The sequence below is a fragment of the Microbulbifer sp. ARAS458-1 genome (genome assembly GCF_045348205.1).
Classification (GTDB): Bacteria; Pseudomonadota; Gammaproteobacteria; order Pseudomonadales; family Cellvibrionaceae; genus Microbulbifer.
Window position 1 is genome coordinate 3,825,372 of the sequence record NZ_CP155838.1, and the last position, 26,952, is coordinate 3,852,323.

At 56.9% G+C, this 26,952-nt stretch carries 17 protein-coding genes; 12 read left to right on the plus strand and 5 right to left on the minus strand.

The genetic code is table 11. From position 1 onward, the window contains the following. Positions 1-528: 528 nt before the first annotated feature. Entirely contained in the window at positions 529-3,153 is a 2,625-nt protein-coding gene (locus AAFH99_RS15955; protein ID WP_406828230.1) for a TonB-dependent receptor, read from the plus strand. 72 nt (positions 3,154-3,225) lie between these two features. Here the strand turns inward: AAFH99_RS15955 and AAFH99_RS15960 are convergent, their stop codons facing one another. Next, on the minus strand, positions 3,226-3,954 hold the full coding sequence (locus tag AAFH99_RS15960; RefSeq protein ID WP_043319152.1) for a tRNA-uridine aminocarboxypropyltransferase: 729 nt from the start codon (positions 3,952-3,954) through the stop codon (positions 3,226-3,228). A gap of 287 nt (positions 3,955-4,241) precedes the next feature. On the opposite strand from AAFH99_RS15960, the gene AAFH99_RS15965 reads away from it, so the two are divergent. The 8 genes from AAFH99_RS15965 (at position 4,242) to cydB (ending at position 14,447) form a co-directional block, all read left to right on the plus strand. Further along, a complete protein-coding gene (locus AAFH99_RS15965; RefSeq protein ID WP_043319154.1) occupies positions 4,242-4,451 on the plus strand; it encodes a cold-shock protein in 210 nt (69 codons plus the stop codon). A gap of 261 nt (positions 4,452-4,712) precedes the next feature. Further along, positions 4,713-6,983, plus strand: coding sequence for a ribonuclease R (gene rnr, locus AAFH99_RS15970; protein WP_043319156.1), 2,271 nt, complete (start codon positions 4,713-4,715; stop codon positions 6,981-6,983). Between the two features lie 246 nt (positions 6,984-7,229). Continuing rightward, positions 7,230-7,979, plus strand: a complete 750-nt coding sequence (locus AAFH99_RS15975) for an OmpW/AlkL family protein (protein ID WP_406828231.1) — start codon at positions 7,230-7,232, stop codon at positions 7,977-7,979. Further along, positions 7,969-10,308, plus strand: coding sequence for an autotransporter outer membrane beta-barrel domain-containing protein (locus AAFH99_RS15980; RefSeq protein WP_043319160.1), 2,340 nt, complete (start codon positions 7,969-7,971; stop codon positions 10,306-10,308). The genes AAFH99_RS15975 and AAFH99_RS15980 overlap by 11 nt, the downstream gene beginning before the upstream one ends. Positions 10,309-10,374: 66 nt before the next feature. Next, positions 10,375-11,250, plus strand: coding sequence for a DUF1853 family protein (locus AAFH99_RS15985; protein ID WP_406828232.1), 876 nt, complete (start codon positions 10,375-10,377; stop codon positions 11,248-11,250). A gap of 74 nt (positions 11,251-11,324) precedes the next feature. Then, positions 11,325-11,906 carry a GbsR/MarR family transcriptional regulator gene (locus tag AAFH99_RS15990; RefSeq protein WP_043319162.1) on the plus strand — a complete coding sequence of 194 codons (582 nt, stop codon included), beginning with the start codon at positions 11,325-11,327 and terminating at the stop codon, positions 11,904-11,906. A 130-nt stretch (positions 11,907-12,036) separates the two neighbouring features. Further along, a complete protein-coding gene (locus AAFH99_RS15995; protein WP_406828233.1) occupies positions 12,037-13,431 on the plus strand; it encodes a cytochrome ubiquinol oxidase subunit I in 1,395 nt (464 codons plus the stop codon). Then, positions 13,428-14,447: a cytochrome d ubiquinol oxidase subunit II gene (gene cydB, locus AAFH99_RS16000; protein WP_406828234.1), complete on the plus strand. Its 1,020-nt coding sequence runs from the start codon at positions 13,428-13,430 to the stop codon at positions 14,445-14,447. Before AAFH99_RS15995 ends, cydB begins: the two co-directional genes overlap by 4 nt. Positions 14,448-14,549: 102 nt before the next feature. Here the strand turns inward: cydB and pelA are convergent, their stop codons facing one another. The 3 genes from pelA to AAFH99_RS16015 form a co-directional block, all read right to left on the minus strand. Beyond that, complete coding sequence (pelA, locus tag AAFH99_RS16005; protein WP_406828235.1) at positions 14,550-15,764, minus strand: pectate lyase; 1,215 nt, start codon at positions 15,762-15,764, stop codon at positions 14,550-14,552. A gap of 157 nt (positions 15,765-15,921) precedes the next feature. Continuing rightward, positions 15,922-17,049 carry a PepSY domain-containing protein gene (locus AAFH99_RS16010; protein ID WP_043319168.1) on the minus strand — a complete coding sequence of 376 codons (1,128 nt, stop codon included), beginning with the start codon at positions 17,047-17,049 and terminating at the stop codon, positions 15,922-15,924. A gap of 258 nt (positions 17,050-17,307) precedes the next feature. Then, on the minus strand, positions 17,308-19,395 hold the full coding sequence (locus AAFH99_RS16015) for a TonB-dependent siderophore receptor (protein ID WP_043319169.1): 2,088 nt from the start codon (positions 19,393-19,395) through the stop codon (positions 17,308-17,310). A gap of 190 nt (positions 19,396-19,585) precedes the next feature. Between AAFH99_RS16015 and AAFH99_RS16020 the strand changes: the two genes are divergently transcribed. The 3 genes from AAFH99_RS16020 (at position 19,586) to AAFH99_RS16030 (ending at position 24,506) form a co-directional block, all read left to right on the plus strand. Further along, a complete protein-coding gene (locus AAFH99_RS16020) occupies positions 19,586-21,232 on the plus strand; it encodes an ethylbenzene dehydrogenase-related protein (protein ID WP_406828236.1) in 1,647 nt (548 codons plus the stop codon). After that, positions 21,229-21,933: a DUF1566 domain-containing protein gene (locus AAFH99_RS16025; protein ID WP_406828237.1), complete on the plus strand. Its 705-nt coding sequence runs from the start codon at positions 21,229-21,231 to the stop codon at positions 21,931-21,933. Before AAFH99_RS16020 ends, AAFH99_RS16025 begins: the two co-directional genes overlap by 4 nt. An 86-nt stretch (positions 21,934-22,019) precedes the next feature. Then, positions 22,020-24,506 (plus strand): DNRLRE domain-containing protein, encoded by a 2,487-nt coding sequence (locus tag AAFH99_RS16030; RefSeq protein ID WP_406828238.1) that lies wholly within the window; start codon positions 22,020-22,022, stop codon positions 24,504-24,506. A gap of 78 nt (positions 24,507-24,584) precedes the next feature. On the opposite strand, the gene AAFH99_RS16035 is transcribed toward AAFH99_RS16030, so the two are convergent. Next, on the minus strand, positions 24,585-26,792 hold the full coding sequence (locus tag AAFH99_RS16035) for a DPP IV N-terminal domain-containing protein (protein ID WP_406828239.1): 2,208 nt from the start codon (positions 26,790-26,792) through the stop codon (positions 24,585-24,587). Positions 26,793-26,952 lie beyond the last annotated feature (160 nt).

Below are 26,952 nucleotides of genomic sequence, written 5' to 3' on the forward strand. Positions count from 1 at the left end.
CTACCGTGGAAGATCAGGGCTGCTGGGCTACCTGAAAGCAATACTCGCGTCGAGGGCGGGGAAGACTGATCGCTTACTCATCGCTAGCTGACGAACATGCCATCAGTAAATACGAGGACTCCTAAACACTTTTCGACTCCCGCTATCCAACCAAACAACAAAAGCCTGCAACCGAAAGGCTGCAGTTTTTTAACCGAACTGTCGCGAAAAGAATACAAAGTATCGGATTCGATCTTCGCGCCCCACGCACTAAGATAGCCACAGACTGTCTTACAGATTTAACGTGCTGAGACTTATCATTCCCTTGATAAAATTTCACTACACGCCCTGTCGTCGAACTCCCCCTTTAAACGAAACCCCCATCACACAATCAACACAACCACCATCAACCCATCACAATTAACGTCATAAAAGCGTTACAGCCTAATTGCCACACTGTTACACCATTGTTAGTGTTGCTCGTGCTATTGAACGGCCATGCAGTTTCGGTCACTCAAAATAACAAATAATTCAGGACGAGTAACAACCATGGAAAAAGCAATATCACGCCGCAATGTTCTTTCGAGCGCCATCATCGCGCTTACCACATCAGCAGCTCCGCAAATGCTGTCTGCCGCCGAGGAAACCGCAAACACGATGGAGGAGGTTGCGGTTGTGGGCTCGCGGATTCAGCGCAATGCGGAGTTTGAGACCGCGACACCTATTCAGGTAATGGATCGCGATGCCATCGAAAAATCCGGCTACACCAATCTGCAACAGATGTTCGAGAAAAACCCGGCGGCCGGTAACGGCACCTTTTCGACCCGGGGAAATAACCAGGATTCCACCGCCAACGGGGCTGCGGCTGTCAGCCTGCGTGGTATGGGGGCGGATGCGACCCTGGTACTGGTCAATGGGAAACGGGTGGCGATCAGTGCCTTTGCCGAAAGCATCACCACCAACTTTGTCGACATCAACAGTATTCCCATCGCCGCCGTTGAGCGGGTGGAAGTATTGAAGGATGGTGCTTCGGCGATTTACGGATCCGATGCCGTGGCGGGAGTAGTGAATCTGGTGCTGCGCAAGGATTTTGAGGGCGCGGAGGTTTCCGCCGACTTTGGCGGCGCCGATGGCTATGACGAGCAGTCGGTATCGGCGATCTGGGGTGTCAACGGTGAGGATTCCAACCTGACGCTGATTTTTGATCACCGCTCGAATTCCACACTGGCCAGCGTGGAGCGCCCCGGACTGGATACCGCAAACCAGGCACCGCGCGGTGGTATGGATTTCCGTTCGTCGCGGGGTTATCCAGGCCGCTTTATTGTGGATGGTGAGACCACGATCGATCCCGACTGCCCGGCAGACAGCGCCTTCGGTGCCACCTGTGTGTATGACTACGGCCCCTGGACACTGCTGACACCGGAGGCGGAGCGCACCGGCGTGCTGATGCTCGGCCACGCGCAGTTGAGCGACAGTGTGGAGTTCTTCAGTGAAATCGCGGTGCAGCACAATACATCCATAGCTCAGGGTGCACCGACGCCACTGGACGAAGACGCCGGTCTGACCGTACCGGTGACACACCCGGACAATCCCTTTACCAGTGCAACCAACGTGGATATCGGCCGCTACCGTACAGTGGATGCCGGTGCCCGGCAGTGGGATATCGAGACCGACAATCTGCGTGGCGTGTTCGGTCTGCGCGGTAATTTCGCAGACTGGAACTGGGAGGCTTCGGTACAGCGCTCGCGCAGTGAATCCACCCAGACCGGTGACCGCTCTCAGGGCTGGGTGCGCACCGACCTGTTACAGCAGGAAATCGATGCGGGCCGCTACAACCCCTTCGGCGGTGTGCAGAACCCGCAGTCTGTCATTGATGCCATTACCACCAGCCTGGTACGTCAGGGCAAGTCGGAACTGCGCGGTATGGACTTCACCATAAACGGCGAGCTGTTCGATACCAGCAACGGTGCCGTGGCCATGGCGGCGGGGATCGAGCGGCGCGAGGAAAGTGCTTCCGATATTCCCGATGACCAGTTCCAGCGCGGTCTTATTTTCGGTACCGAGTCGGTCTCCGCGGCCGCCAGCCGCGACATCAACTCCGCATTTTTGGAGTTCGCCATCCCCCTGGCTGCCAGCCTGGATCTGACCCTGGCGGGGCGCTACGACGATTACAGTGATTTCGGCAGCACCAGCAATCCGATGGCCAACCTGCTGTGGACCGCCAATGAGCAATTATCTCTGCGCGCCTCCTGGGGCACCGGATTCCGTGCACCCTCGCTCGCGCAAATCGGACTGGGGCCATCTCAGGAATCGCAGTTCTTCACCGATACCTACGGCTGCGCCATCAACGATGCCTACTGTGCGAGTACTGACTACAACATCGTGTTCTCCGGAAACCCGGATCTGGAAGCGGAGGAATCCGAATCCTTCAACCTGGGGGCAGTGCTTAAGCCGATTGATGGTATGCAGATGTCCCTGGATATCTGGCGCATTACCCAGGAAGGCAAGATTGATGAGGTACCGTTTGGTTACCTTTACAGCCAGTTCTGTAACGATCAGAACAGCAGCGTCTGTGTGCGTTCTGCACCACTTCCCGGCGAGTCTCTCGGTTCGCTGCAATCCATCAATAGCGGCTTTATCAATATTGGCGAACAGAATGTTTCCGGTATTGACCTGAGCGTGGTGTATTCCGCACTCACGGTAGCCGGTGGCGATCTCGGCCTGCGTCTGGATTACTCCTATCTGACGGAATTCGAGCGGGTGGAACTCAACTCTGCCGGCGATGCGTTTATCAGCCGCGATCTGGCCGGTGAATACGAGTACCCCGAGCACCGCTGGGCAGCATCTGCGGACTGGGCGCGAGATACATTCGCGTTTACCGTGGGCCTGAATTATGTGGGCGAGTTTGAGGATACCCCGGATATCGATTTCGATGGCACGCTGGATTACGACACCAACAAGTCCCGTATGGTGGATGCGTTTATGACGGTCAACCTTCAGGCCCGCTATACGGGATTTGAGGATATGGTGCTGAGCCTCGGTGCAGATAACGCCTTCGACGAGGAGCCGCCTTTTGCCATTGGCGACGGCGATTCGGATCTGTACGGATACGTATCCAGTCAGCATGATCCCCGCGGCCGTTTTATTTACGGCAAGGTGACCTATAACTTCTGATCGATAATTTCTGGCAGCTCTGAATGTCAGCCCCACAGGGGGAGAGCAAACCGCTCTCCCCTTTTTTATAGATTATCCCGCCAAAAGTTTCTCCAATTGCTCATGGCATTCGCCACGCTCTGGCGGATAGCAGCCGCGCGTCGCCAGATAGTGTTGGTTGAATACTCCGAAATACTTCTGCAGGGTTAGCGCCGACTTCTCTTCTCCGGTCAACAGCAGACAACTGATGGCCGCTTCCGCAGTGGAAAAACGATGATTTCTGCCCGAGTCCCGTACCGCGTAGGATCGCACCAGCGATTCCGGCAGGCTCAGGCAGGGAACCTCATCCAGCCAGCGGCTCAGTCCGATCATTCGACTGCACTGCTTCCAGGTACCATCCAACAGGATCAATGTGGTTTTCTTTTCGCTCCGCGGGATCTCGCGCACCACATCGCGTGCACAGTTTTCTGTACCATCTGCGGGAAACACCACGAAACAGTTACGCGCGGGGTCCTGCAGAATACCCGTTAACTCCTGCGGCGCTTGAAGTCGGCTCCACAGGAAGACCGGAGTGTCGGGAAAGGCGTCCACAATCAAGCGGCCGGTATTGGTCGGCTTGAACAGTTCCTTGCGGTGGATCAACAGCACAAATTCCACGCTGGCTTGTACTGCACCGGCCGGCGGTCGCCATGCACACATGCAGGCAAACGCACCCATCTGGCAGCTGCTGCAGCGTCGAACGCTTTTTCCTTTGGCAAGAAAGGGTTTGGTGGATTTTGCGAGTTCTCGCTCTCGCAGGCGGGTAAAAGACGTGCTGTACATAAGTGTGTGGTTTTAAACGACGCTATCGAAGAGTCCTGACTACCGCGTCAAAAAATGATGCTTCCGCGGCCCCCCGTATTTACTCACTAAATCGCAGATAACGCGAAATCCTTTGACTTGTTCCACCGACGGGCCTACAGTGGAGTCAGTTAAAAAGTAAGCCTCCTGTTTAAATCCTCAGTTTCGTCGTAGCAGTTTTCTTCGTCCTGTAGCATCTAAATTCAAGTCTTTATTTTTGCTATTCATGCCTAATGAAGGCGTACCCTATTTTGTTTACAGGAATGATCATGTCCAACACTACTACCGGCACCGTCAAATGGTTTAACGAGACCAAAGGCTTTGGCTTTATCGAACAGCAGTCTGGCCCGGACGTCTTCGCACATTTCAGTGCGATTGCGAGCTCCGGATTCAAAACACTGACCGAAGGCCAAAAGGTCGAGTTCTCCGTAACTCAGGGCCCGAAAGGCCCGCAAGCTGAAAATATCGTTTGCGCCTGAGCCCTCTGGTGCCAGCAGCCCCTTCCGGGGTTGCTGCTGCGCGGCCTGACCGCGCCTGTTGGGAGCACTTTCTTCGGTGCCCCAACCTGAGCGACGACGTCTATAATTGATATAGATTGGTTGTCACCGACAATTACCGACTCAACTCCCGTTGAGCGATTTCCGCCAACCTGCCTTGCCAAGTAACACCTGATTTACCTCCCACAATTTTCAAGTTCTTACCTAGCACAATCTTCCTGGCGGTTTCTACGAGAGCAAACTATGCGAAAGACCCCAGTGGCCGCGTTTGATCCGGCCGACAAAGAAAAGTACAGCAACCCGATTCCCACCCGCGCGTTTATTATGAGCTTACTGGAAAAAAACCAGAAGGCGCTCAACCGCGATCAATTGGCCCAGGTCCTTCAGCTTTCCGACCCTGACCAACAAGAGGCCCTCCGTCGTCGCCTGCGTGCCATGGAGCGAGATGGCCAGGTACAGTGGGACCGTCACGAGGGCTACAGTCTGATAAATCCCGACGAATTGATCAGCGGTCACGTTATTGGTCACCCGGACGGCTTTGGCTTTGTAAAGAGTGACGCTTCCAGCGAAGACCTGTTTTTACCGGACGACGAGATGTTGACGGTATTTGATGGCGACCAAGTACAGGTGCGTATCAGCGGCGAAGATCGCCGCGGCCGAAAAACCGGTGCAATTATACGAGTACTGGAGCGCAATACCCAACGGCTGATTGGCCGCCTTCAGCAGGAGGAAGGCCAGTATTACCTCAAGCCGGAAAACAGCCGTATCACCCACGAAATTGACCTCGACGCCAGCCAGTTGATGGGAGCCACTCCGGGGCAATACATCGCGGTCGATATTATCGATTTTCCCACCCATCGCTACAATGCGTTCGGCAGAGTCACCGAGGTTCTCGGCGATGCCATGGCCCCCGGAATGGAGATCGATATCGCTATCCGTACCCACGGCATACCGTACATCTGGCCTGCGGCGGCGGCACAGGAGGCGCTGCAGCTTGGTGACAGAGTACCCGAGAGTGACAAGCAGCATCGCGCAGATTTACGCCACCTGCCCTTTGTCACAATCGACGGTGAGGATGCCAGAGACTTTGACGATGCCGTCTACTGCGAAAAAACAGACGCGGGCCACTGGCGCCTCTTCGTGGCGATCGCCGATGTATCCCACTATGTAAAGCCAGACAGCTCTCTCGACAAAGAGGCGCAACACCGCGCCACCTCCGTCTATTTTCCCGGGCGTGTGGTGCCCATGTTGCCGGAATCCCTCTCCAATGGTCTCTGCTCACTGAACCCGCGGGTAGACAGACTGGTAATGGTGTGCGAGATGACCATCGACAAGCACGGCAAGCTGGCAAGCTATACCTTTTCCGAAGGTATCATCCACTCCCACGCCCGGCTCACCTACCAGCAGGTGAATACTTTTATTACCGCCCCCCTGTCCAGCGACGGGCAAGGCGCAGACAAATCGCTCAAAGACGTGACCACTCCCGTGCGCGCACTGCATCAGCTCTATGGGGTTCTGAAAAAAGCGCGGGACAAGCGTGGCGCAATGGATTTTGAAAAAACGGAAGTGCGCTTCGAATTTACCGGGGATAGGAAAATTGAGCGGATTATCCCGGTAGTGCGAAACGATGCACATAAGATGATCGAAGAGTTCATGCTAAGCGCCAATGTGGCTACTGCAGATTTCCTCAAGCGGGAGAAAATTCCGTCACTCTTCCGGGTACACGACGGTCCCCGTGACAAGAAACTGGCGCTGTTGCGTGAGTTCCTCGCCTCCCGAGGTCTGAAACTTGGTGGCGGCGATAAACCTGCACCTGCGCACTACGACCAGATACTCAAAAACATCGCGGAACGCAAAGACGCCCAGACCATACGTACCATGCTACTGCGTTCTCTGAGCCAGGCGGAATACAGTGCGGCCAACAGCGGGCATTTTGGCCTGGCTTATGCGGCCTATACCCACTTTACCTCTCCAATCCGTCGCTACCCCGACTTACTTGTGCACAGGGCCATCCGCTCCGTTATCCGGTCACAGAAAGGTCGCCCTCTGCTACGCCGCCTTGCGCAGCTCTTTAAAGGTCGCACCGCAATTTCCATTCGCCGCTTTGCGGGCGCGCCAGTTCTGGATTCAGGGACGGCTTATCCTTATCCGAAATCTGTGGTCACTTCACTCGCATCCCATTGCTCCCAGGCATCGCGACGCGCTGATAAGGCCAGCTGGGATGTGGACGCCTGGCTCAAGTGTGAATATATGCAGGATTTTATTGGAGAGACTTTTGAGGGTGTGGTCAGCAGCGTAATGAATTTCGGCCTGTTTGTGGAAATTGAAGAAACCCGGGTGGAGGGGCTTATTCACATCTCGGCACTGACCAAAGACTACTACCACTTCGATGCCGGCCAGCAGCGCCTGCGCGGCGAGCGCAATAAAACCGGTTTCGGAATTGGCGACGTAGTGCGAGTACGCGTCATGCGGGTGGATATGGAACGTCGGAAAATTGAATTTGCGCTTGCCTAGTTCCAGCACACAGCTATTCCCCTCTTCACTTTAACTGCCTGGCGCCATTTTCTCATGGCGCCTGAGCCGCCACCTCCGGTCACCAATTTCCCTGCAACCTCCGCCCCTCCTGCTACTTTTACAGGTGCCCCTAGAAATTCCTCTGGCAGCCCACAGCTCAATAAATGCCGCGCCACACAAGCTGTTACAAAGACCGTTGGCCAATAACGCATAAGCCGGGCTAATCGGTGTTAAACGGAGTTAACAATGAAAAGTCTCAGGCTGGCCGCTTGCATAACATTCCTGTTCCCGCTTTTGGCGCACGCACAGATTCCTGTTTCCGATGTGGACCTCAAACGTTTTTACGCACGGGTGGGTGCCAGTTTCATTTACCCCGATGACAACAATACCTCCCTGAAATACCACATCTTCCAGGACTGGAACCTCTATCGCACGGAGTGGCATATCGAGGATGATGTGGGCTGGAATATTTCCGGGGTCTGGCGCCCGCTACCCTATTTCGGCGTTGAGCTGATGTATACGGACGGAGCGAATTTCAATCTGCGGCTGGACCACTTGAAAGGGCGCCCGGGATACGAGCGCATCGACTTCGGGCGCTTCAGCGCATCTTCCGCCAATCTCTTTATCAACTGGTACATGATGGATCTGGAGTGTCTGGGCCAACCCTACCTGGGTATTGGCCTCAACTACTCGGATTTTTACGACGGCGATCTCACCACGGAATTCCAGGACTTCCTGATCGATAGCGACATCGCCTCCGGCCCCAGCGACTTCGGCATGAGCCACAGCTGGGGTGCCAGTGCGCAACTGGGTATCGACTGGCGCCTGGGTCGCGGCATGGCCCGTTCCTGGCTGATCAATGCAGCGGTTATCTATACCGATGCCAACGCCGATACGATCGTCACCTACACATCGAACCCGGGCTACCAACGGCTCTACTCGGACTTTGAAGTCAATCCATGGACTCTGAATCTGGGTATCACCTATGAATTCTAGTGGGCGGGCGCAGGCTGCCGCGCTGCTGCCAGTGGCTATCGGGTTTATCCTCAGCACCCTATTTTCCGCTGGCGCAAGAGCGGACTGTACACCGGGCAATATCGGCACAGAAGGACCGGACCAGATCCTTTGCGATCCGGACAATGATCCCGAAGGTGCGGATGTCAGTACCCTCGGCGGAAGTGATTCTGTCGCCATTGATTCGGTAACCCTGGGCACCGTGGATACGGGTACCGGCCACGATAGGGTGGAAATCTTCGAAGGTGAGATCGATACCAATCTCGCCACCGGTGCCGGAAACGACACGGTGATTGTGGATGGACGCAGCTCGAAAATTGGCAATTATTTTTCCGGCGGTATCCACACCGGCGCGGGCAACGACTACGTCGAAATTCTCGATGGCGTCGCGTTTGAAGTACTGACCGGCGACGGCGACGACACACTGATACTGGACGAGGGGTATATTTTTCACCGCGCTGACATGGGCGCCGGGGATGACACCTTTCACTACGACGAAGGGGTTATCGAGCACTTTATCGGTGGCGACGGGTCTGATACCGCCCGCGTGGACTCTTTCGCCTACGACGCGACCACCCTGTTCGACGGCGGCGACGATCTGACTGCCGACGATGGCTATATCGACAGCATCAAATTCGTTCTCGATCACGACCTGGACGGCCGGCTGCTGCAAAACTGGGAGCAGGTGATCGTCAACGGCAGCTCGAAAATTGATTTTTTCGGCACTCTCGCGGTGGGCGGTGGAACCGCGGCCAACGGCGAGCGCCTGGGGCTGACCATCCGCCGGGGTGGTGTGGTCGAATTTATTCCCAGAGCGTTTACCATCCACGGCGATGTCGTCAATGCCGGCACCCTGTGGATGAACGATGGACGCTTTAACCAGCTGACGCTCGCTCCTCACGACGACGGTCGCTTCGGCAATTACACCGGCGACGACGGCCGACTATGGATGGAAACCACGCTTGCCGGCGACGACAGCCCCACCGATCTACTGAAGGTGGCGGGAGATACCGCCGGCCATACGTTTGTGCGGATTTACAATTTTGCTGGTGATGGCGCCGAGACCACTGGCGACGGCATCAAGATCATTGATGTTGCGGGGAACTCATCACCGGATGCATTCACCCTGGACGGCGAGTATATCGGCTATGACGGCCAGCCCGTCACGGTTGGCGGCGCCTATGGCTATACCCTGCACTATGGGGACCAGAGCGATCCTGAGGACGGAAACTGGTATTTGCGCTCCACTCTGCCGGACCCGTTCAACGACAGCGGTCAGCTGGTCCCCCGCTGGCAGCCGGGGGCCGTACTCTACGAAACCTACGCCCAGGCTCTGCGCCGGATGAACCAGCCCACTACCCTGCGCAAGCGCGTGGGTAATCGCTTCTGGGCGGGCACCAGTTTCAAAGACCGCGGCATCTGCTGTTACGGCGATGCGGTGGAGCGCACCATCGATGGCGGCGGCCTGTGGATGCGAGTCAACACGGTTTACAACGACAACGCCCCGGAAGAGTCCACTGCTAACGCGCACTGGCAGCAGGACTTCGGACAGGTGCAGATCGGCTCGGATTTTTCCTTTGACCCCTCGGTATACCGCGGGCGGTTGATGCTCGGCATTTTTGCTCAGTACGGTTACGGGAGTACCGAGCTGGACAGCTACTTTGGCCAGGGAGATATCGATACTTACAACTGGGGTATCGGCAGCACCCTGACCTGGTACGGCAGTCAGAGTAGCTACATCGATCTACAGGCGCAATTCAACTGGTTTGACTCCGACCTCTACTCGAGAGAGCTCTGGTATCTGGGTACCGGCAATGACGCCATCGGATTCAATTTTTCCGTGGAGGGCGGGCACAGCTTCAAGCTCTGCGATTTTTATTCGCTGACCCCACAGATACAGTTGGCGTATACCGCTGAGGATATCGACGATAATCACGACCCCTACGGAGTGCGCCTAGAGGATACCGAAAATCAGGGAGGTTTTGCCCGGTTCGGACTGGCGTTTGAGCAACGGGTGAGCCAGCGCGTCAACCGCAATATGTATGGCAATCTGCTGCTGGAGCGCATCGGCTTATACGCCATTGCCAATACCTACTACTACTTCGATGATAAAACGGAAGTAAACGTCTCCGGCACTTCTCTGTATCAGGCGCGGGACGAGTGGTGGGCGCAGCTGGGGCTGGGCTTTACCTACGACCAGTGCGGCGATCGCTGTTCGGTCTATGGTGAAGTGGACTATGCCAGCAGTGTGGAAAACCTCGGTGACAGCGATAGCGTGCAACTGACCTTCGGCTTCCGTTTCAAGTGGTAATGTACTGGGTAATGTAGTGATAGCGCAGCTGTTTCGGGCTCGAGTGTAATTCCCTATACTCCGGCCATGTCCAGCCCAGGCCCCCGCAACCGCCCCGCCGCTCTCCCCACACGGACGCCAAATCACTGGCACAATTTCCTGTGGGCTCTGGGTGCGCCGGATATCGCACCTAATTTTTCCCTTCCCTGGCTGCCGCCACACCGGCACCAGGCACTCACGCAGTTCTTTTCCCGCCCTGAAATCAAGACGCAACTGGAACCCGCCCTGCTCGCACAACTGGAGCAGCACAACAGCCACCGCCTCGGAATCTACTTTGAGCGCCTGTGGGCCTTCGCGTTTACCCACCACCCGGACTACGCCCTGGAGGCCAACAACCTTCCCATTCGCGACCAGGGCAGGACCCTTGGCGAGCTGGATTTTGTAGTGCACTACAAGCCCGACGATGTGCTCGAGCACTGGGAAGTTGCGCTGAAATTTTACCTGCAGGTGGACAATGACTGGGTGGGGCCCGGGCTCAGGGACCGGCTGGCTATCAAACTCGCACGCATGCGCGACCACCAGTTGCCGATCGCCCACAGTGCCATCGCCTCGGCCTGGTTAGACACCTCGGGGCTATCCATCGACAGGCAGTGGGCGGTGATGCCCGGCCGACTTTTCCACCCGCTGTCCCCAGCCGAAAGCCCTCAAACCAGGCGCTTCTGGTGGGCGGATCTGGCCAGCTTCCACACCCGCCTGTCCGGACAGGGGGACTGGTGGCTGCTACCTAAAACCTGCTGGCTGGCCTCCGCCGAACCTGAGCAGCCGCCGCCGTCCTTCCCCGTGGCAGAGGCACATCTCACTCGCGGTCCCATCTGTGTAGCCGCGGTCAATCACCACGGCGAACTGAGCCGGGGCTTCCTGGTGCCCTCGGACTGGCTCACCCGCGCCCGACACGGCACCTGATAATTACTTGACACAGATCAAAACAGCTTTACAATTTTCAGAAATTTCTGAAAGTTAAGAAGAAACCAAAACTAATGAAACTTTCCAGTCAGGCTCAGGCCTTCGTACTGCACTTCGGCGAAATGGGTAGCCGCTGGGGATTCAACCGGACCGTTGGGCAGATGTTTGCACTGCTGACCATTCACAGCGAGCCGGTAAACGCCGATCAACTGGCGGAAGCGCTGAAGATCAGCCGCGGCAACGTGAGCATGGGGCTCAAGGAACTGCAGGCCTGGCGCCTGATTGAGCTGCACCACCAGCCGGGTGACCGCAAGGATTACTTTACCGCGGCAGGCTCTATCTGGGACCTGGCGCGCACCGTATTCGAGGAGCGGCGCAAACGCGAGCTGGACCCGACACTTACTCTATTGCGCCAGTTGCTCCTGACGGAGCCCGGTGACGAGCAGGAGGCCGAGGCGCAGAAGAAAATCCAGGAGGTTTACAGCCTGCTGGAAATGCTCGACCAGTTCGCCAATACCCTGAGCAAGCTGGATGAAAAGGACCTGCTCAAGCTGATGAAGTTGGGCTCCGGACTCAGCAAGCTGCTGGAACTGAAATCCAGGGCGACAGGGGCTGCGGGTAAGGCCGGGGCGAAGAAAGCCCCAGCACGCAAATAGTCGACCCAATCTTTCTTATACGCTTCTTCTACAGCCAACACCGCCCCGGTCCGCGGCACCGGGATAAATCCTGCCGCGCCCAGTTTTACGCCCCGGCCACTCCGACCGCGGCGGTTTTAAAGAGGTGCCCATGCTGGATACTCTGATCCTTTCGCGCATACAGTTCGCTGCCAATATCAGCTTTCATATTCTCTTCCCTACCATCACCATTGCTCTCTGCTGGATTCTGTTCTTTTTCAAATTGCGCTTCGATCTCACCGACAACCCGGTGTGGATGCGAGCCTATCGCTTCTGGGTAAAAATTTTCGCACTGACGTTTGCCCTTGGCGTGGTAAGTGGTATCACCATGTCGTTCCAGTTCGGCACCAACTGGCCCGGATATATGGAAACCGTGGGCAATATTGCAGGGCCCTTACTGGGCTATGAAGTACTGACTGCATTTTTTCTCGAAGCGACCTTTCTCGGCATCATGTTGTTCGGGATCAAGCGGGTACCCAGCAAGGTACACACTTTCGCCGCGTTGATGGTCGCCATCGGCACAACGCTTTCTGCCTTCTGGATTCTCGCGCTCAATTCCTGGATGCAGACACCGGCCGGCTATGAAATCCGCGATGGTGTTGTGCATGCCACCAGCTGGCTGGAGGTGATCTTCAATCCCTCCTTCCCCTACCGGCTGGCGCATATGCTGCTGGCCTCCGGCCTCACTGCGGCATTTTTTGTCTGCGGACTTTCCGCCTACCGGATTCTGAAGGGCGACGGAAAGCAGGCGCCGCGGCTGGCACTGAAAACAGGCCTGATTCTGGCCGCCATACTCGCGCCATTGCAGGCCTTTGTGGGCGACCTACACGGACTGAATACCTTTGAACATCAGCCGCAGAAAATCGCTGCCATGGAAGGTGTGTGGGAGACCGAGCGCGGCGCACCGCTGCTGCTATTCGCCGTGCCCAATGAAGAAACCCGCAGCAACGACTTTGCCGTGGGTATCCCCAGTCTCGCCAGCCTGATCCTTACCCATGAACCGGACGGCGAAATTCGCGGGCTCAACGAATTTGAAGGCGATCACCCACCGGTAAAACCGCTGTTTTTCGGCTTCCGCATTATGGTGGGGATGGGCCTGCTGATGCTGGCCACCGCCTGGACCGGCTGCTATCTGCTGCGCCGCAAGAAATCGCTGCCACCAATTTTTCTCAAGCTGCTGGTAGCCATGACCTTCTCTGGCTGGGTCGCCACTCTCGCAGGCTGGTACGTCACCGAGGTAGGGCGGCAACCCTGGCTGGTTACCGGGATTCTTAAAACCGCGGATGCGGTAACCCCGGTGGCACCCGCCAACGTGGGTCTTTCCCTCGCGCTCTACCTGACCGTGTATGTGATTCTAATGTGGGCCTATATCCACACCCTGAAACGTATGGCGCTCAAGTCGGTCACCGTGGAGGAATTTGAAACCGCCGAGCCGGTAGCGGATGGCAGCCTGACCAATCTGCCCCACTCGCAAACCCACATCGACACTCGTGGAGGTACAGTATGAACGAGATGATCAACCACAGCGGCGACTGGTTGCCGGTGGTCTTTATCGCATTGATGGGTGTGGCGGTACTGGCCTACGCGATTCTCGATGGCTACGACCTGGGCGTGGGTATCCTGTTGCCAATGGGCGCACAGGACGAGCTGCAGCGGGACACCATGATTGCCTCCATCGGCCCGTTCTGGGATGCCAACGAAACCTGGCTGGTACTGGCTATCGGGCTGTTGCTGATTGCCTTCCCCGCGGCCCACAGCCTGATCCTGATGCACCTGTATATTCCCGTCGCAATCATGTTGATCGGTCTGATCATGCGCGGGGTGGCCTTCGACTTCCGCGCCAAGGCGGCAGTGGACCACAAGCTGGCCTGGGACCGAACCTTCAAAATCGGCTCCCTTCTGACCACGCTTACCCAGGGCTATATGCTCGGGCAATATGTAATGGGCTTCGACCAGAGCCTGCCGTCACTGCTTTTCTGCGGAGTATCCGCACTCGGTGTCACCGCGGCTTACAGCTATATTGGAGCCGCGTGGCTGGTACTGAAAACCGAAGGCACCCTGCAGGCACGGGCAGTGCGCTGGGCCCGCCTGGCTGGCCGCGCCTCCCTGGTGGGCGTGATTGCCGTGTGCGCTATCAACCCGCTGGTGAACCCCGGCGTTTTCGACCGCTGGTTTACCTTTCCACTGGTGATGTTTGTGCTGCTGATCCCGGCGCTGTGTTTCCTGGGGTTTGTCTGCAACGACATACTGCTGGCGCGTCTGCCCAAGGCCGATGATCGCCACAGCGCCGTGCCCTTCGCCATTGTGGTGGGGATTTTCACCCTGTGTTTCAGCGGGATTGGATTCAGCTTTTTTCCGGAAATCGTTCCCGGGCAGATGAATATCTGGGAGGCGGCCAGTGCACGGGAATCCCTGCAGTTTATTCTGGTGGGAGCCGTAATCGTGATTCCAGTAATACTGCTGTACACGGCGTTTTCTTACCGGGTGTTTCGCGGGAAAGCGACCGAGTTGCACTACCATTGAAGGTCGTTGGTTTCGCAGATACGAAAAGCCCTGATTTTTCAGGGCTTTTTGGGTTCACCTGCGGGCAGGCTCCCGCAGGAAAGGTGCTTGCCCGGTGAGAAGCTACTGCTTCCACTTGCGGTATTCTTTCAACGCCTTGTAGGGGCGCTCGCTGTACCAGGCGTAGCCCTCACGACGCTCGGCGGATATTTTCTCAATCTCGAACTGGATACTGCCATCGCGGTCGCCGAAAACCGGGCGATTACTGTCGATATCGTAAAAACGCCCCCACAGCGGATCGGCGTTTTCATCCGGCATCAGTGCCGGCAACACTTCGCCACGTCGGTAACGCAGGCCGTCGATCCGGCGCTTCTCGAACCAGCCAGCCGCGCTGTCGATTGCGTCGCGCACCGGCGGTGACGGATTCTCGAGAGTCATCAGAAACAGCATCAGATCCGCACTTTCACTGGTGGCCAGGGCAGCCGGCTCAAAGGCGCGCGCGGACGTGGGCTCCAGGGTAAGCGGGTGGTGCTGGGCACCCCAAATAGTGGGCTCACCGTTCACTTTTACTTGCGTCGCTACCAGCATATCCAGAGCGCGGCGCAGACTGTCTCTGGCCCAGGCTTTTAGTTGTTCCGGTAAAAACGCGAAACGGGCATCCCCCTGCGCCACCACACCGATTATTTCCAGCAGGTTGGCAATGGCATCATCATTGAACGTAATGTCATCGTGGTAACCACCACGCAGGGGAAACGTTTGCGGCCAGCCCCCATTGGGGTACTGGGCCAGAAGAATGTAGCGCAGAGCGCGGCTGGCGGAGTCGCAGTAACGCGCCTCTCCGGTAGTATTACACGCGTTCACCATCACCCAGAACTGCACACTGGTCGCGTTGTTATCAAATGTGGGGATATACTTTTTTTCGGTGCCGTAGTACTGCCCCGGCTGGCGTGGTTCGCGCATGTCGGTGCGCTTGGACCAGCCGCCGGAAGGCGTCTGGTAACTGAGCAGACTGTCGGCAAGGGCGAGGCCTTCGTCACTGGCAATATAGTCGCGATCGTAACGCGCTTTCTTGACGTCGAAACCAAACAGCCTGGCTTTGGTGGGCTTGGTACTTTTTTTGATACCTGCCGCCTTGCGCTCAACGACCAGAGCCTGCTGATCCAGCTCGGAGAAGAAACGGGAGAGCGCACGATAGTCTTCCATATTGCGGGCGGGTTGGTACGCATCTGCATTTTCCACTTCCGGACTGCACCCACCGGAGAACAACAACACAAGACTGAGGGAAAACAGACGGGCGGCGCCGGTCCATCGTGCAGGCGGTACTGGTCGCAAGGTCATAGTAGGACTCGCTATCGATCCTGTCAGGCAGGAATCCATTATTTGGTAAGGCCAAATAATGTTAGCAAAAGCACCGCAAGGAAGGAACAGGCACAAAAAAGCCGGGGCTGGCCCGGCTCAAAGAATGCATTGGTTTCCTGGCTATTCAGACTGCTATTCAGGCAGTAGCCCCAGCCAGAGCCGCCGCCTTCGCCCGTCTTTTGACCCGCGCATTGCGGCGCTTCTCGCGGCGCTGGTACCAGATATAGACACCGGTGATCGACAGCAGCAATGGCGACAGGCCCACCAGGCACCACAGGATCTTGCTCACCAAGCCGGCGAAGTTGCCAAAGTGCAGGCGACGGTAGCTGTCCACGATCACCGCCCCTACCGACGCATCGCGGATATCGTAGCTGAGCATATGCTCGCCGGTCTGAGCGTTATAGGTGACGTTACTCGCGTACTCGCTGATCAGCGGGTTGCCGGTGTGAACGTCGCCCCAGAAGGTGAAATTGGCACCGGGCTCCCAGGGAAATGAGATATAAGTGGTCTCAAAATTCTGGATGCGGTTACCGGTATCGTCCATCAGCCCCTGCAGGGAGAGGTCGTCGTTGTACAGACGCTCGGCCATCTTGTAGTGCTCGTGACCGTCCGCGTGCTCTGCCACCTCGTGGGCAAAATGGGTGATGTTCCACCAGGCACCGGTAAAGCCGAGAATCAGCAGGATGGGGGCACCGATGATGCCGGTCATTTTATGCAGGTCGGAAAAGTACACGATCATGCGCGCGTTCCAGCGCAGGGTGAAAAAGTTCTTCCAGAACTTGCGGTACAGAATAAAACCGGTAATTCCAAGCCCGCACAGCAGGATGGAGAAGACACTGCTGATGAGCATACCCCAGTCACCCAGCAGCAGGGTGTAGTGCAGATCGAGCAGCCAGTTGGTGAGGTCGTCGGTCAGGCCGGTGGGGCCGCGCAGCGGCTCGCCGGTGTACTGGTCCATCAGCGCAAAGGTCCACTCGTCGGTACCGTACTGCATGGTGTAGACCACATCCGCACGGTCCCGATCCTGGAACAGCGCCCAGCCGGTGACCTCATAATCCGGGAAGTTCTTGTGCATGGACGCTTCCAGCGCATCCAGGCTCAGGCGCTCGCGCCCGGCGGCATCCACCCGCACCAGGTCTGGCGCGAGCATAGTGTCGATCTCGTGTTTGAACACCAGAATGCTACCGGTGATACAGATAACCAGCAGCGGGACAAAGGCGGCCAGTGCCATCCAGCTGTGCAGTTTGAACAGGGTTTTATTCATGATTCTTGGTGTTAGAGCTCTAAACGGGCGCTTGCGCACAATTTAAATAACAGCGAAGGACACACTGGGCTGACCAATATGTAGATATCAACCTGGACGGCAGTCTAGCCCTCCACCCAATCAAATACAACGCATTCTCATTTAGCTTCTCGCAATCGAAGCCTGCCGTAAAATATATGCTGGCCCAAAGACAAAAGGGCCGGACAAACTTCTGGTTTGCACGGCCCCTTGGCGGATCATCAGACCAGGCTGGAGGTGTCAGAAGCTGTACTGGAAAGACACCTGGCCGTGACGGGGAGCCCCGTAAATGGCACCGTATGCGAGGCCTTCCACGTACTTCTCATCAAACAGGTTGTTGATATTGAGGCGCACCGTCGCCGCTTCGCTCACTTCATAGGATGCAAAAGCATCCGCACGGAAGAAGGCGTCCTGCTCGGCGTAGCTGCCGACAATGTCTGACTGCCAGCGACCGTTCACACCCACTCGCAGCTGCGGCACGGCATCCAGGCGAGTATCAAAACGTACCAGGGCGGTGGTGCGCGGTACCCACTCGTAGATGTCGTTGCCATCGGGGCCGGTCAGATCCAGATGGGTCAGCCCCACGGTGAGGTTGGTATTGTCGGTGACCTGCCCCACCGCTTCGATCTCGAAGCCTTCCGACTTGACGTCTTTGGGGGCGTACCAGGAAGTACCATCTATCTGGCCTGCGTAAGTCGCCAGGCCCTGCTGCTCTGCACTGAATACCGCGGCGGTGGTCAACAGGCGGTTGTCGAACCACTCGGCCTTAACACCCGCTTCCATATTCACACCTTTCATCGGGTCCAGATAGACACGGTTGATATCGGTCTGGTCCTGATTCTGGAAAATATCGGAGTAGGAAACGTAGCCGAGAATATTGTCGGTGAAATCGTAGGTCAGCCCCATATACGGGCTGGTCTCTTCGGTATCCGGGTAGTAGGTCTGGGACACACCACCGCCGTAGATAGAGCTACCTTCCCGCGCCAGCTTGATGGAGTTCACGCCCACGATCGCGTTGAGCGCGTCGGTGATGCTCAGGCGCGCGGCGGCGTACAGTCGGGTCAGCTCCTGTTCACCGGCGGACGCGGGAGACATATCTCCCCAGTCGGGTTCCGGGTAGTCTTTGCCACCGTGTGGAATTGGCAGCGGCAGATAGAAAAATTCATCGGAAAATGCCGCCGATGCGGAAGCGGTTTCGCGCATGGAGTGGCTGAGGCCGGTGATCAGCGTGTGCTCCTGACCGAAGGCAGTGAAGGCACCGGAGAGGTTCACGTCCAGCAGATCATTGGTGCTGTCAGTAGCACCGCGATACGGCCAGCCGAGGGGACCAGTCCCATCTTCATTAATGTAACTGCCCCAGGCGTACAGGAGTTTGGACTGGGTTTCGTTCTCATGGCGGTTGTAGGTGAACTTGGCTTCCCAGCCCTCGGGCAGCTGGTGGGTATATTCAACAAATGCGGTTCTGGATTCGGTATCCCAGTAAGCCCATTCCGCCGCGGTGGACGTGGAGGTATCGAAGTCCGCCATGCTGCCGTCGGGGTAGAACAGGATCAACGATCCCCACATGGGAGAATCCTGCTTGTCATCGCGGATGGTCAGGCCCGCGGTCAGTACACCGTTGGTGCCAATCTGGCCGTCAACCACACCGTATACAGACAGCTTCTCATCGTGCTGGTCGCGGATATGGGAATCTTTGTCCTCGTAGGCAACAACCACACGACCGGCCCAGCTGCCATCTTCGGTCAGCACCTGGTTGTAATCTGCTGCGGCACGTTTGTAGCCGTAGGAGCCACCACGGAAATCGACGATGCCACCGGTTTCATTGGTAGGGCGCTTGCGCACATAGTTGATAGTGCCGGAGGCGTTGCCCACACCGGTCAGCAGGCCATTGGCGCCGCGAATCAGCTCGATTTTTTCAAACAGGAAGGTATCCAGCTGTCCCACAACGGTGCCAAAGTCATTGGTCATCCCGAGACCATCCACCTGTGTCAGCTGGATCTCGAAACCGCGGGAGTTGTAGGTGGCGCGGTTGGTCTCGTACTGATCGACGTTTACCCCGGTGCTCAGCTCCAGCGCATCGTTGGCGCCGGTGACACCAAAGTCTTCCATCGTGCGCTGATCGACGATACTGATGGACTGGGGGGTGTCCTTGATGGCCAGCGCGAGGCCAGTGGCACCACGACTGACACGCTTTTCACGCACACCAACAACGGTCATTTCTTCGATCGACGTTGCCGCTTCGCCTTCCTCGGCCGCAATGGCGCTATTGGCCGCAGCCAGTGCAACAGCCAGCAGAGAGCCGGCGAAAATACGTTGATTTGATTGCATTATTGAGTCCCCAGGAACTACCCCTTGAATTTGGAACGCGAGTCTAAAGAACCACAACACGTAATGCAATAGATTCTCATTTAGATTTTTCTGCAAAAGTTCATTCAATAGGTCGAACGGCCGGTGTCATTGAATTGCCATCCGGCCGGTTTACTCTGCCGCCCTTTGGCTGAGGGAATAAGGGGATCACGTGGCAGCTGATCGCAAAAGCCTGCGCTGGGTTCTGCTGCACGGCGTTGCCGCTATCGCGGTACTGTGCAGCCTGTTCACCGGCTTGCGCATTGCGAGCCTCGCGCGCCCGGAAGTCGCCCGCTTTGAAGAGCTGTTGCCTCAGGGAGAAGTAGTGGGACTGCACTTCCTCAGTGCCCTCGCGATCACTCTCGCTGCCGCGCTCTATGTCGGCCACCGTCTGCTCACCGCTTTTCGCGACGGCGCAACCCTGAGTTACCGGTTGCGCTCCCTCAGTGCCTGGCGCTGGCCAGGCTGGCATCGGGCTATTATCCGCGCTGGCTACCCCGTCTTGCTGCTGTCGCTGGCCAGTGGCTGGCTGCTATTTATAGGCACACAGTGGCATCTCCGCGACTGGCACTATCTGGGTGCCCTGGCGATGCTCTGCTACCTGGCACTGCACGCGGGGCTCTACCTGGCCCGCTGGGGGCGACATTCGCTGCTGCGTATCTGTCTCCCCCAGGGCGGGCAGCGCTCACACACTCGCCTGCTTGCGGGCGCAGGGACTCTCGCCCTCACACTGTTACTGTTTACCACCGGCTGGATTGCTACCGTCGACCAGAGCCAGCTGCCATTGCCTGTCACGCAGATACCATTGACTGACCCGCAACACCCTCCCATCGAAATCGACGGCCGCGCGAATGAACCCCAGTGGCAACGGGCCGCGCCCATTACCGTTTACACCGACGGCGGCGCCAACTTTGACGATGGCGCCACCGAGATCACGCTGCGTGCCCTGACCAACGGTGAAGAATTTTTTCTGTCGGCGCGCTGGCGAGATGCCACCCGCAGCCTAGTGCATTTGCCGTTATTGAAAACAGCAAATGGTTGGGAAGTGCAGCAACAGGGTTTTCACCATTTCGATGAAACCCGCCATTACGAAGACAAATTTGCAGTGCTGCTTTCTTCCAACTGCAGCTTTGGCGCCGCCGGCACCGCGCATCTGGGTCGCAAGCCACTATCCGATCGCCCCGCCAACTGGCACGGCAAAGGCTACCACTACAGCAGCGACGGGCAGCTGCACGACCTGTGGCACTGGAAAGCGGTGCGCACCAACGATATGTATCTCGCCGACGATAACTTTATCGGCCCGCCAGACCAGATGCGCCCAGGAGAGCGCCGCTACACCGCCGGTTACCAGCAGGACGGGAAAGAATCCGGCGCCTATGTGATGAACTGGCAGTGGTACAAACCCACCACCATCGTTCCCAAACGCCTGCCCGCAGATCCGATGCAACTGGCAGCGCTGCAAAACGATGACAGAGAAAACCTCAGAGAAAAGGCCGAATGGGTGATCCCCTGGTTTGACTACCAACCATACTCCGCCGCGCAGGATGCACGCTTCCCCGAAGGTACCCGGATGCCTTCGGTGATGTACAACTCCAACCGCTTCGAAGGCGACCGTGCCGATGTACGTGCCCGCGGCGAATGGAAAGATGGCTACTGGAACCTGGAAATGGCGCGCAAACGGGTTACCGGCTCGGCCCTGGATGTCCCCATTGCAGAGGGCACCTGTCTGTGGGTTTCGGCGTTTGACCGCTCCCAGATAGCCCACACCCGTCATACCCGCGCCCTCCGCCTGCAGTTTTCCGCGGAGCCCCTCCAATGAAAATCTGGCAACGCTCACTGATTCTGCTTTTACTGCCCTCCAGCGCACTGCTGACCACCGCGCTGCACCAGCCGCAAGATCCCAGGCCCGCCCCATACCATTTCACAAAAATTGATGCTTCCGGTGGGCCGCTGCCGATCTGGTCCGGCCCCTGGTCTTGTGTGTGCGACCACCGCAGCGGGCGTTTATGGGAAGTGAAAACCGACAGCGAAAATATTCACGACGGCCTCTGGACTTACTCCTGGTACGACAATTCCTGGGCTGACGTGCCTGACAACGATCAATTTACTGCCCAGCCCGCTGCTCACAGAGGGGCTCCCACAACCATCGGCACCCCGAATAACGGCGACTGTTACTTTGAGGAAGAACGCTGCGATACCGCCGACCTGATCCGGCGCACCCGCGAAGAAAAATTATGTGGCGGTCAGGACTGGCGGCTGCCCACTGCGGCCGAACTGCAAACACTGATCTACACAGATGCAAAAGCCGGCCAGCCCACCATCGATACTGCGTTCTTTCCAAAAACCAAACGCGGTGATTATTGGACTTCCGAGCAAGATAAATCGTTACAGACCGTTTACAACTATTTGAAGTCCGGCGCGGTGGCGGTCAGCTTTGTGGATGGGCAACCCATCACAATTCCACACCGCAATGCAGCCTTTGTGCGCCTCGTTTCCGACAATTCAAAAAGCTGTCACTAATCCCCTGCACACTGACTGCGCTGTATTTTTTCGTTCTTCTGATTTCCATTTATTTTCTTTCTATAAAAACCTGGACAGGAAAACCCATGAAACAGTTTCTGGGAAGTAACCCTATTCGCCTGGCTGGCTCCGCGAGCCTGCTGATGGCCCTGTGCGCGGCAGACGCCAGTGCCGCCACCAAACACCACCGTCTGGTTTGGGACACCGACGGCCGCACCAGCGCGGTGATTGGCTTCTCCCCCGATGGCAACAGCACGAATCCGTATGTGAGTTACGGCTACTCCACCAATGAAAGCAGCTGGAGCAGTGCCGCTGTGGACGCCAGCTACACCTTCGATGGCAGTATCGACAGCAGCTTTGTGCGCCTAGAAAATCTTTCCGCCGATTCCGATGTGTTCTTCCGCGTGTGTGACCAGGATGGCTGTGGCGATCGTTTCTGGTTCAAGACTGCCCCCGACGATAACTCCCCCTTTGTAGTAATTGCCGGCGGTGACACCCGCACCGGTCACACCAACCGTCGCCAGGGCAACCAGCTGCTGGCAAAAATCCGCCCACTTGCAGTCATGCACGGTGGCGACTTCACCGATGCCAACAGCGCCTCACAGATGAGCGCTTTTCTGGAAGACTGGGAACTCACCTACTCCAGTGACACCATCGATGGAGTAAGCTATAAACGGATCTATCCACTGATCCCCACCCATGGCAACCACGAAGACGATAACTACTCCACTCTGTGCCAGGTGTTCGGAGCGGACTTCAATGGTGACGGTAACTGTAACCCCAGCGACACCTACGGTGCGGTGCAGATTTCTCCGCTGTTGCGTGTATACACCCTGAACAGCCAGTTTAAAAACAGCGGCTGGTCTTCCTATGCTTCCGCCATGAACAACTGGCTGCAGAGTGATCTCGCCAGCTACGGCAGCAGCGCTCAGTGGCGCTTTGCCCAGTACCACAAACCGATGTTCCCCCACTACACCGGCAAATCCGACAATGTAATTCTGCACAGCTGGTGGGCACAGAACTTCTATGACTACGCCATGAACCTGGTGGTGGAGTCCGACACTCATATGACCAAACTCACCCAGTCGGTAGCGCCCAGCGGTAACGGTTTTACCACCGCATCCAACGGCGGCACCGTATATGTAGGTGAAGGCAGCTGGGGGGCACCGGCGCGCTCCGCCAACGACCCCAAATCCTGGACCATCGATCTCGCCAGTATTCAGCAGTTTAAGGTGATTCAGGTAAGCCCCAGTGAACTGACCGTGCGCACTGCGCAGTTCAATACCTCCGCCGGCTCCCTGAGCCGCGCCGACCGTGCCGCCGATCCGCTGGCACTGCCCGCCAACGTCAACTGGTGGAGTGCCAACCAGGTAGGCGAAGCCATGACCCTGGTGCGCAATAGCAGCAATCGCAGTGTGATCAGCGGCGGTAGTTCATCAAGCAGTTCCTCAAGTAGTTCGTCGGGCAGTTCATCGAGCGGCGGCTCCGGCGGCAATGCGATCAACATGGCGGTCACCGACGATGTATTTGTCACCGCAAACCAGACCGGCACCAATTACGATGGCAGCAATGAAGGTCTGCTCGCGGACGGTTCCGACTCGACTTACGGGCAGATGATGACGCTGCTGAAATTCGACCTGGACGAAGTGGCCAGCTGCAGCAATTTCAGCAACCTGACTCTGGAAGTGAACGTCACCAATTATTCCAACAGCAGCTTTGGCGTATTCCTGGCCAACAGCAACTGGCAGGAAGAATCCGCAACCTGGAGCAATATCGGCGGCAGTGGCATTCAGGGTACCCAGCTCGCGACCTTCACTCCCTCTTCTACCGGTCTGCGCCAGATCAGCCTGTCCGGCGGTGCGGTAGAGAGCTGGTTGAGCGGCAACAATACCGGCCTGGTGATTGCGTCGCTCGGTGGCAGCGACGGTGTGGACATGAACTCGAAAGAGACCGGTGTCGCCCCGGTGCTGACAGTAAACGCAGACTGCAGCGGTTCCGGCAGCTCTTCCAGCAGTTCATCGGGCTCTGGTTCAGGTTCGGGCAGCTCATCGGGCTCTGGCAGCACCCAGCAGTTCGTGCAGGCGGCATCTGATGACGTATTTGTAAGTTCCGGCCGCAGCGGTAGCAATTATGACGGCGACAGCGACGGTCTTCTGGCTGATGGCAGCGACCGCTACTACGGCGAACTGTATACCCTGATCAAGTTTGATCTGAGCGGCGTGGAAAACTGCAGCAACTTCTCCCGGGCCATGCTGGAACTGAATGTCACCGACCGCTCCGGCAATACCTATGGCGTGTACCGCGCCGCATCCAACTGGCAGGAAGGCAGTGCCACCTGGAACAGTGTCGGCGGCAGCGCCATGCTCGGTAACCAGCTGACCACCTTCGTGCCCAGCTCCACCGGCACCCGGCAGATTGACCTGCTGTCTTCCGGCATTGTGGAAACCTGGCTGGCCGGCGCCAATACCGGTCTGGTAATTGCTCCTAACAATGGCAGCAACGGTGTGGATATGACCTCCAAAGAGACCGGTCAGGGCCCGCTGTTGCGACTGGAAGCGACCTGTAGCAATTAATCTGCGGCATGGCTTTCCGCCTTTCATAAAAAAGGGGGCTTCCGGATCGGAAGCCCCCTTTTTTACACCACAAGCGTGTTATTCCGATGCCTTCAGAGTGCGATCAAAAAAGTCCTTCATCATCTGATGCCAGTGCTTACGGGTTTCCTTGCCGCGCAGGCTGTGCTTTTTGCCGGGATAAGTCATCAGTTCAAACTGCTGACCGTTGTCCTGCAACTGCTTGATCAGTTTGGTGGTGTTGGTAAACAGCACATTGTCATCCGCCATGCCGTGATAAATCAGCAGTGGGCCTTTCAGATCCTTGGCATAGGGAAAGACCGACGCTGCCTCATAGGCTTCCGGCACCTGATTCGGGTTGCCCATATAGCGCTCGGTATAGTGGGTATCGTACAGCCCCCAGTCGGTCACCGGCGCACCAGAAATACCGGCCTTAAAATAATCCCCGGTCTTGAACATGGTCATCAGCGCCATATAGCCGCCATAGCTGTGGCCGTAAACACCAATGCGGTCCGGATCTACAAACGGCAGTGAGCGCAGGAATTTCACCCCGGTCACCTGATCTTCCACTTCCACGCCGCCCATTTTTTTGAAGATGGGATCTTCAAATTTTTTGCCGCGATTCGCGGAACCGCGGTTATCCAGCGTGAAAACCACATAACCCTGCTGGGCCATAAACTGGTTGAAGGGCCTGTCCCAGCTGTTGGTAACCAGCTGCGCGTGGGGGCCGCCGTACAGGAATACCATGGTCGGGTAGGACTTCTTGGGATCAAAGCCCGCGGGCTTGTATAAGCGGTAATAAAGCGTGTGCCCTTCCGGTGCCTCAATTTGACCAAACTCCGGCTCGATCCAGTCACTCATATACGGGTACAGCGGGTGGTCTTTCTCCACCTTGTTTTCCTGCAGCCAGGTCACGCGCTTGCCATCGGTACCGTGCAGGCTAACCTGAGCCGGTGTGCTTGGATTGGAGTAGGTATCGATATAGCCAGAGGCATCAGCGGCAAATTTGATGCTGTGCATGCCGGCGCGGGAGGAGATTTTTTCAATCTTGCCGCTGCCGTTCAGGTCGGTCACATACAGGTGGCGCTCCAGCGGCGTGTCTTTGCGACCGGAGAAATAGACATTGCCGGATTTCTCGTCCAGCGCTTCCAGTTCGTCGATAGCCCAGTCACCACGAGTTAGCTGCGCCAGTTGTTTGCCGGAAAAATCATACAGGTAAAGGTGCTTGAAACCGTCCTTTTCCGACGCCCAGATAAAGCGGTCGCTGTCTTTCAGAAAGCGCAGGTCGTGGAACAGGTTCACCCAGGTATCGCTGGTTTCCACCAGTGCGTTGCGGGTCTTGCCGCTGGGGATATCCACAAAGCGCAGTTCCAGTCTGTTCTGGCTGCGGTTCTGCCATTGGTAGGAAAGCAGGTTATCCCGCGCCCATTTCACCCGCGCAATATAGATATCTTCGTCTTTGCCGAGATCCAGCCACTGGGTTTTTCCGCTGGCGAGATCCAGCACACCCAGTTTGATTTTTACATTGGGGCGGCCGGCAGCAGGGTAGCGCTGCTTGATCATATCGATGCGATCCGCATAGATCTCGCTGCGGGTAACTTCATCCACCGGACTCTCATCCACCTGCAGGAAAGCGATGCGCCTTTCATCCGGCGACCACCAGTAACCGGTCATGCGGTCCATTTCTTCCTGGGCGACGAATTCCGCCATACCGTTTTTGATCGGGCCCTTACCATCACTGGTCAGTTGACGTTCCTTACCGCTCTCCAGGTCTACCACAAAAATATTCTGGTCGCGTATAAACGAAACAAAATTACCTTTGGGCGACACCCGCACATCGGTTTCAAAGGCTTCGGTTTCCGTCAGGCGTCTGGACTTCCCGGCATCCAGGGAGTAATAAAAGACATCACCGGCCAGAGGAAATAACAGTGACCGGCCATCTTTAGACCAGCTGTACTCCATGATACCGCTGCCAAAAATCCGCTGGCGCTCGCGCCGTGCCTTTTCTTCATCGGAAAGATTTTCTTCGCCACTGTGAAGCGTATCGGAATCCACCAGCATACGGGTTTCACCGTCACTCAGGCGGTACTCCCACAGATCGTAGCGGTTGTAATCTTCCTCGCGACCTTTAAGAAAAGTGACCCGACTGCCGTCCGGGGAGTACTGCAAAGCGCGAGGGCTTATACCGCTCAAGGCGGGATCGGAGAAGATTCGGTCGATCGTGAGCTGCTCGGCAGCGCAAAATCCCGAGAAAACAGACAAAACCAGAGGAACAGCTAATCGTTTCATAATCATCAAGGTCGCCACGTGAACCATCCACCAAAACTGGCGGTAAAAATGACATAAATCCATGGGAATTAGTAGCCAGGAGGCGATGAAACCGGCATTCAGCAGGTTCAGCGTCACGCTCACGTAAAAATTTCACACAGGTCTGAAAAATCTACCACTG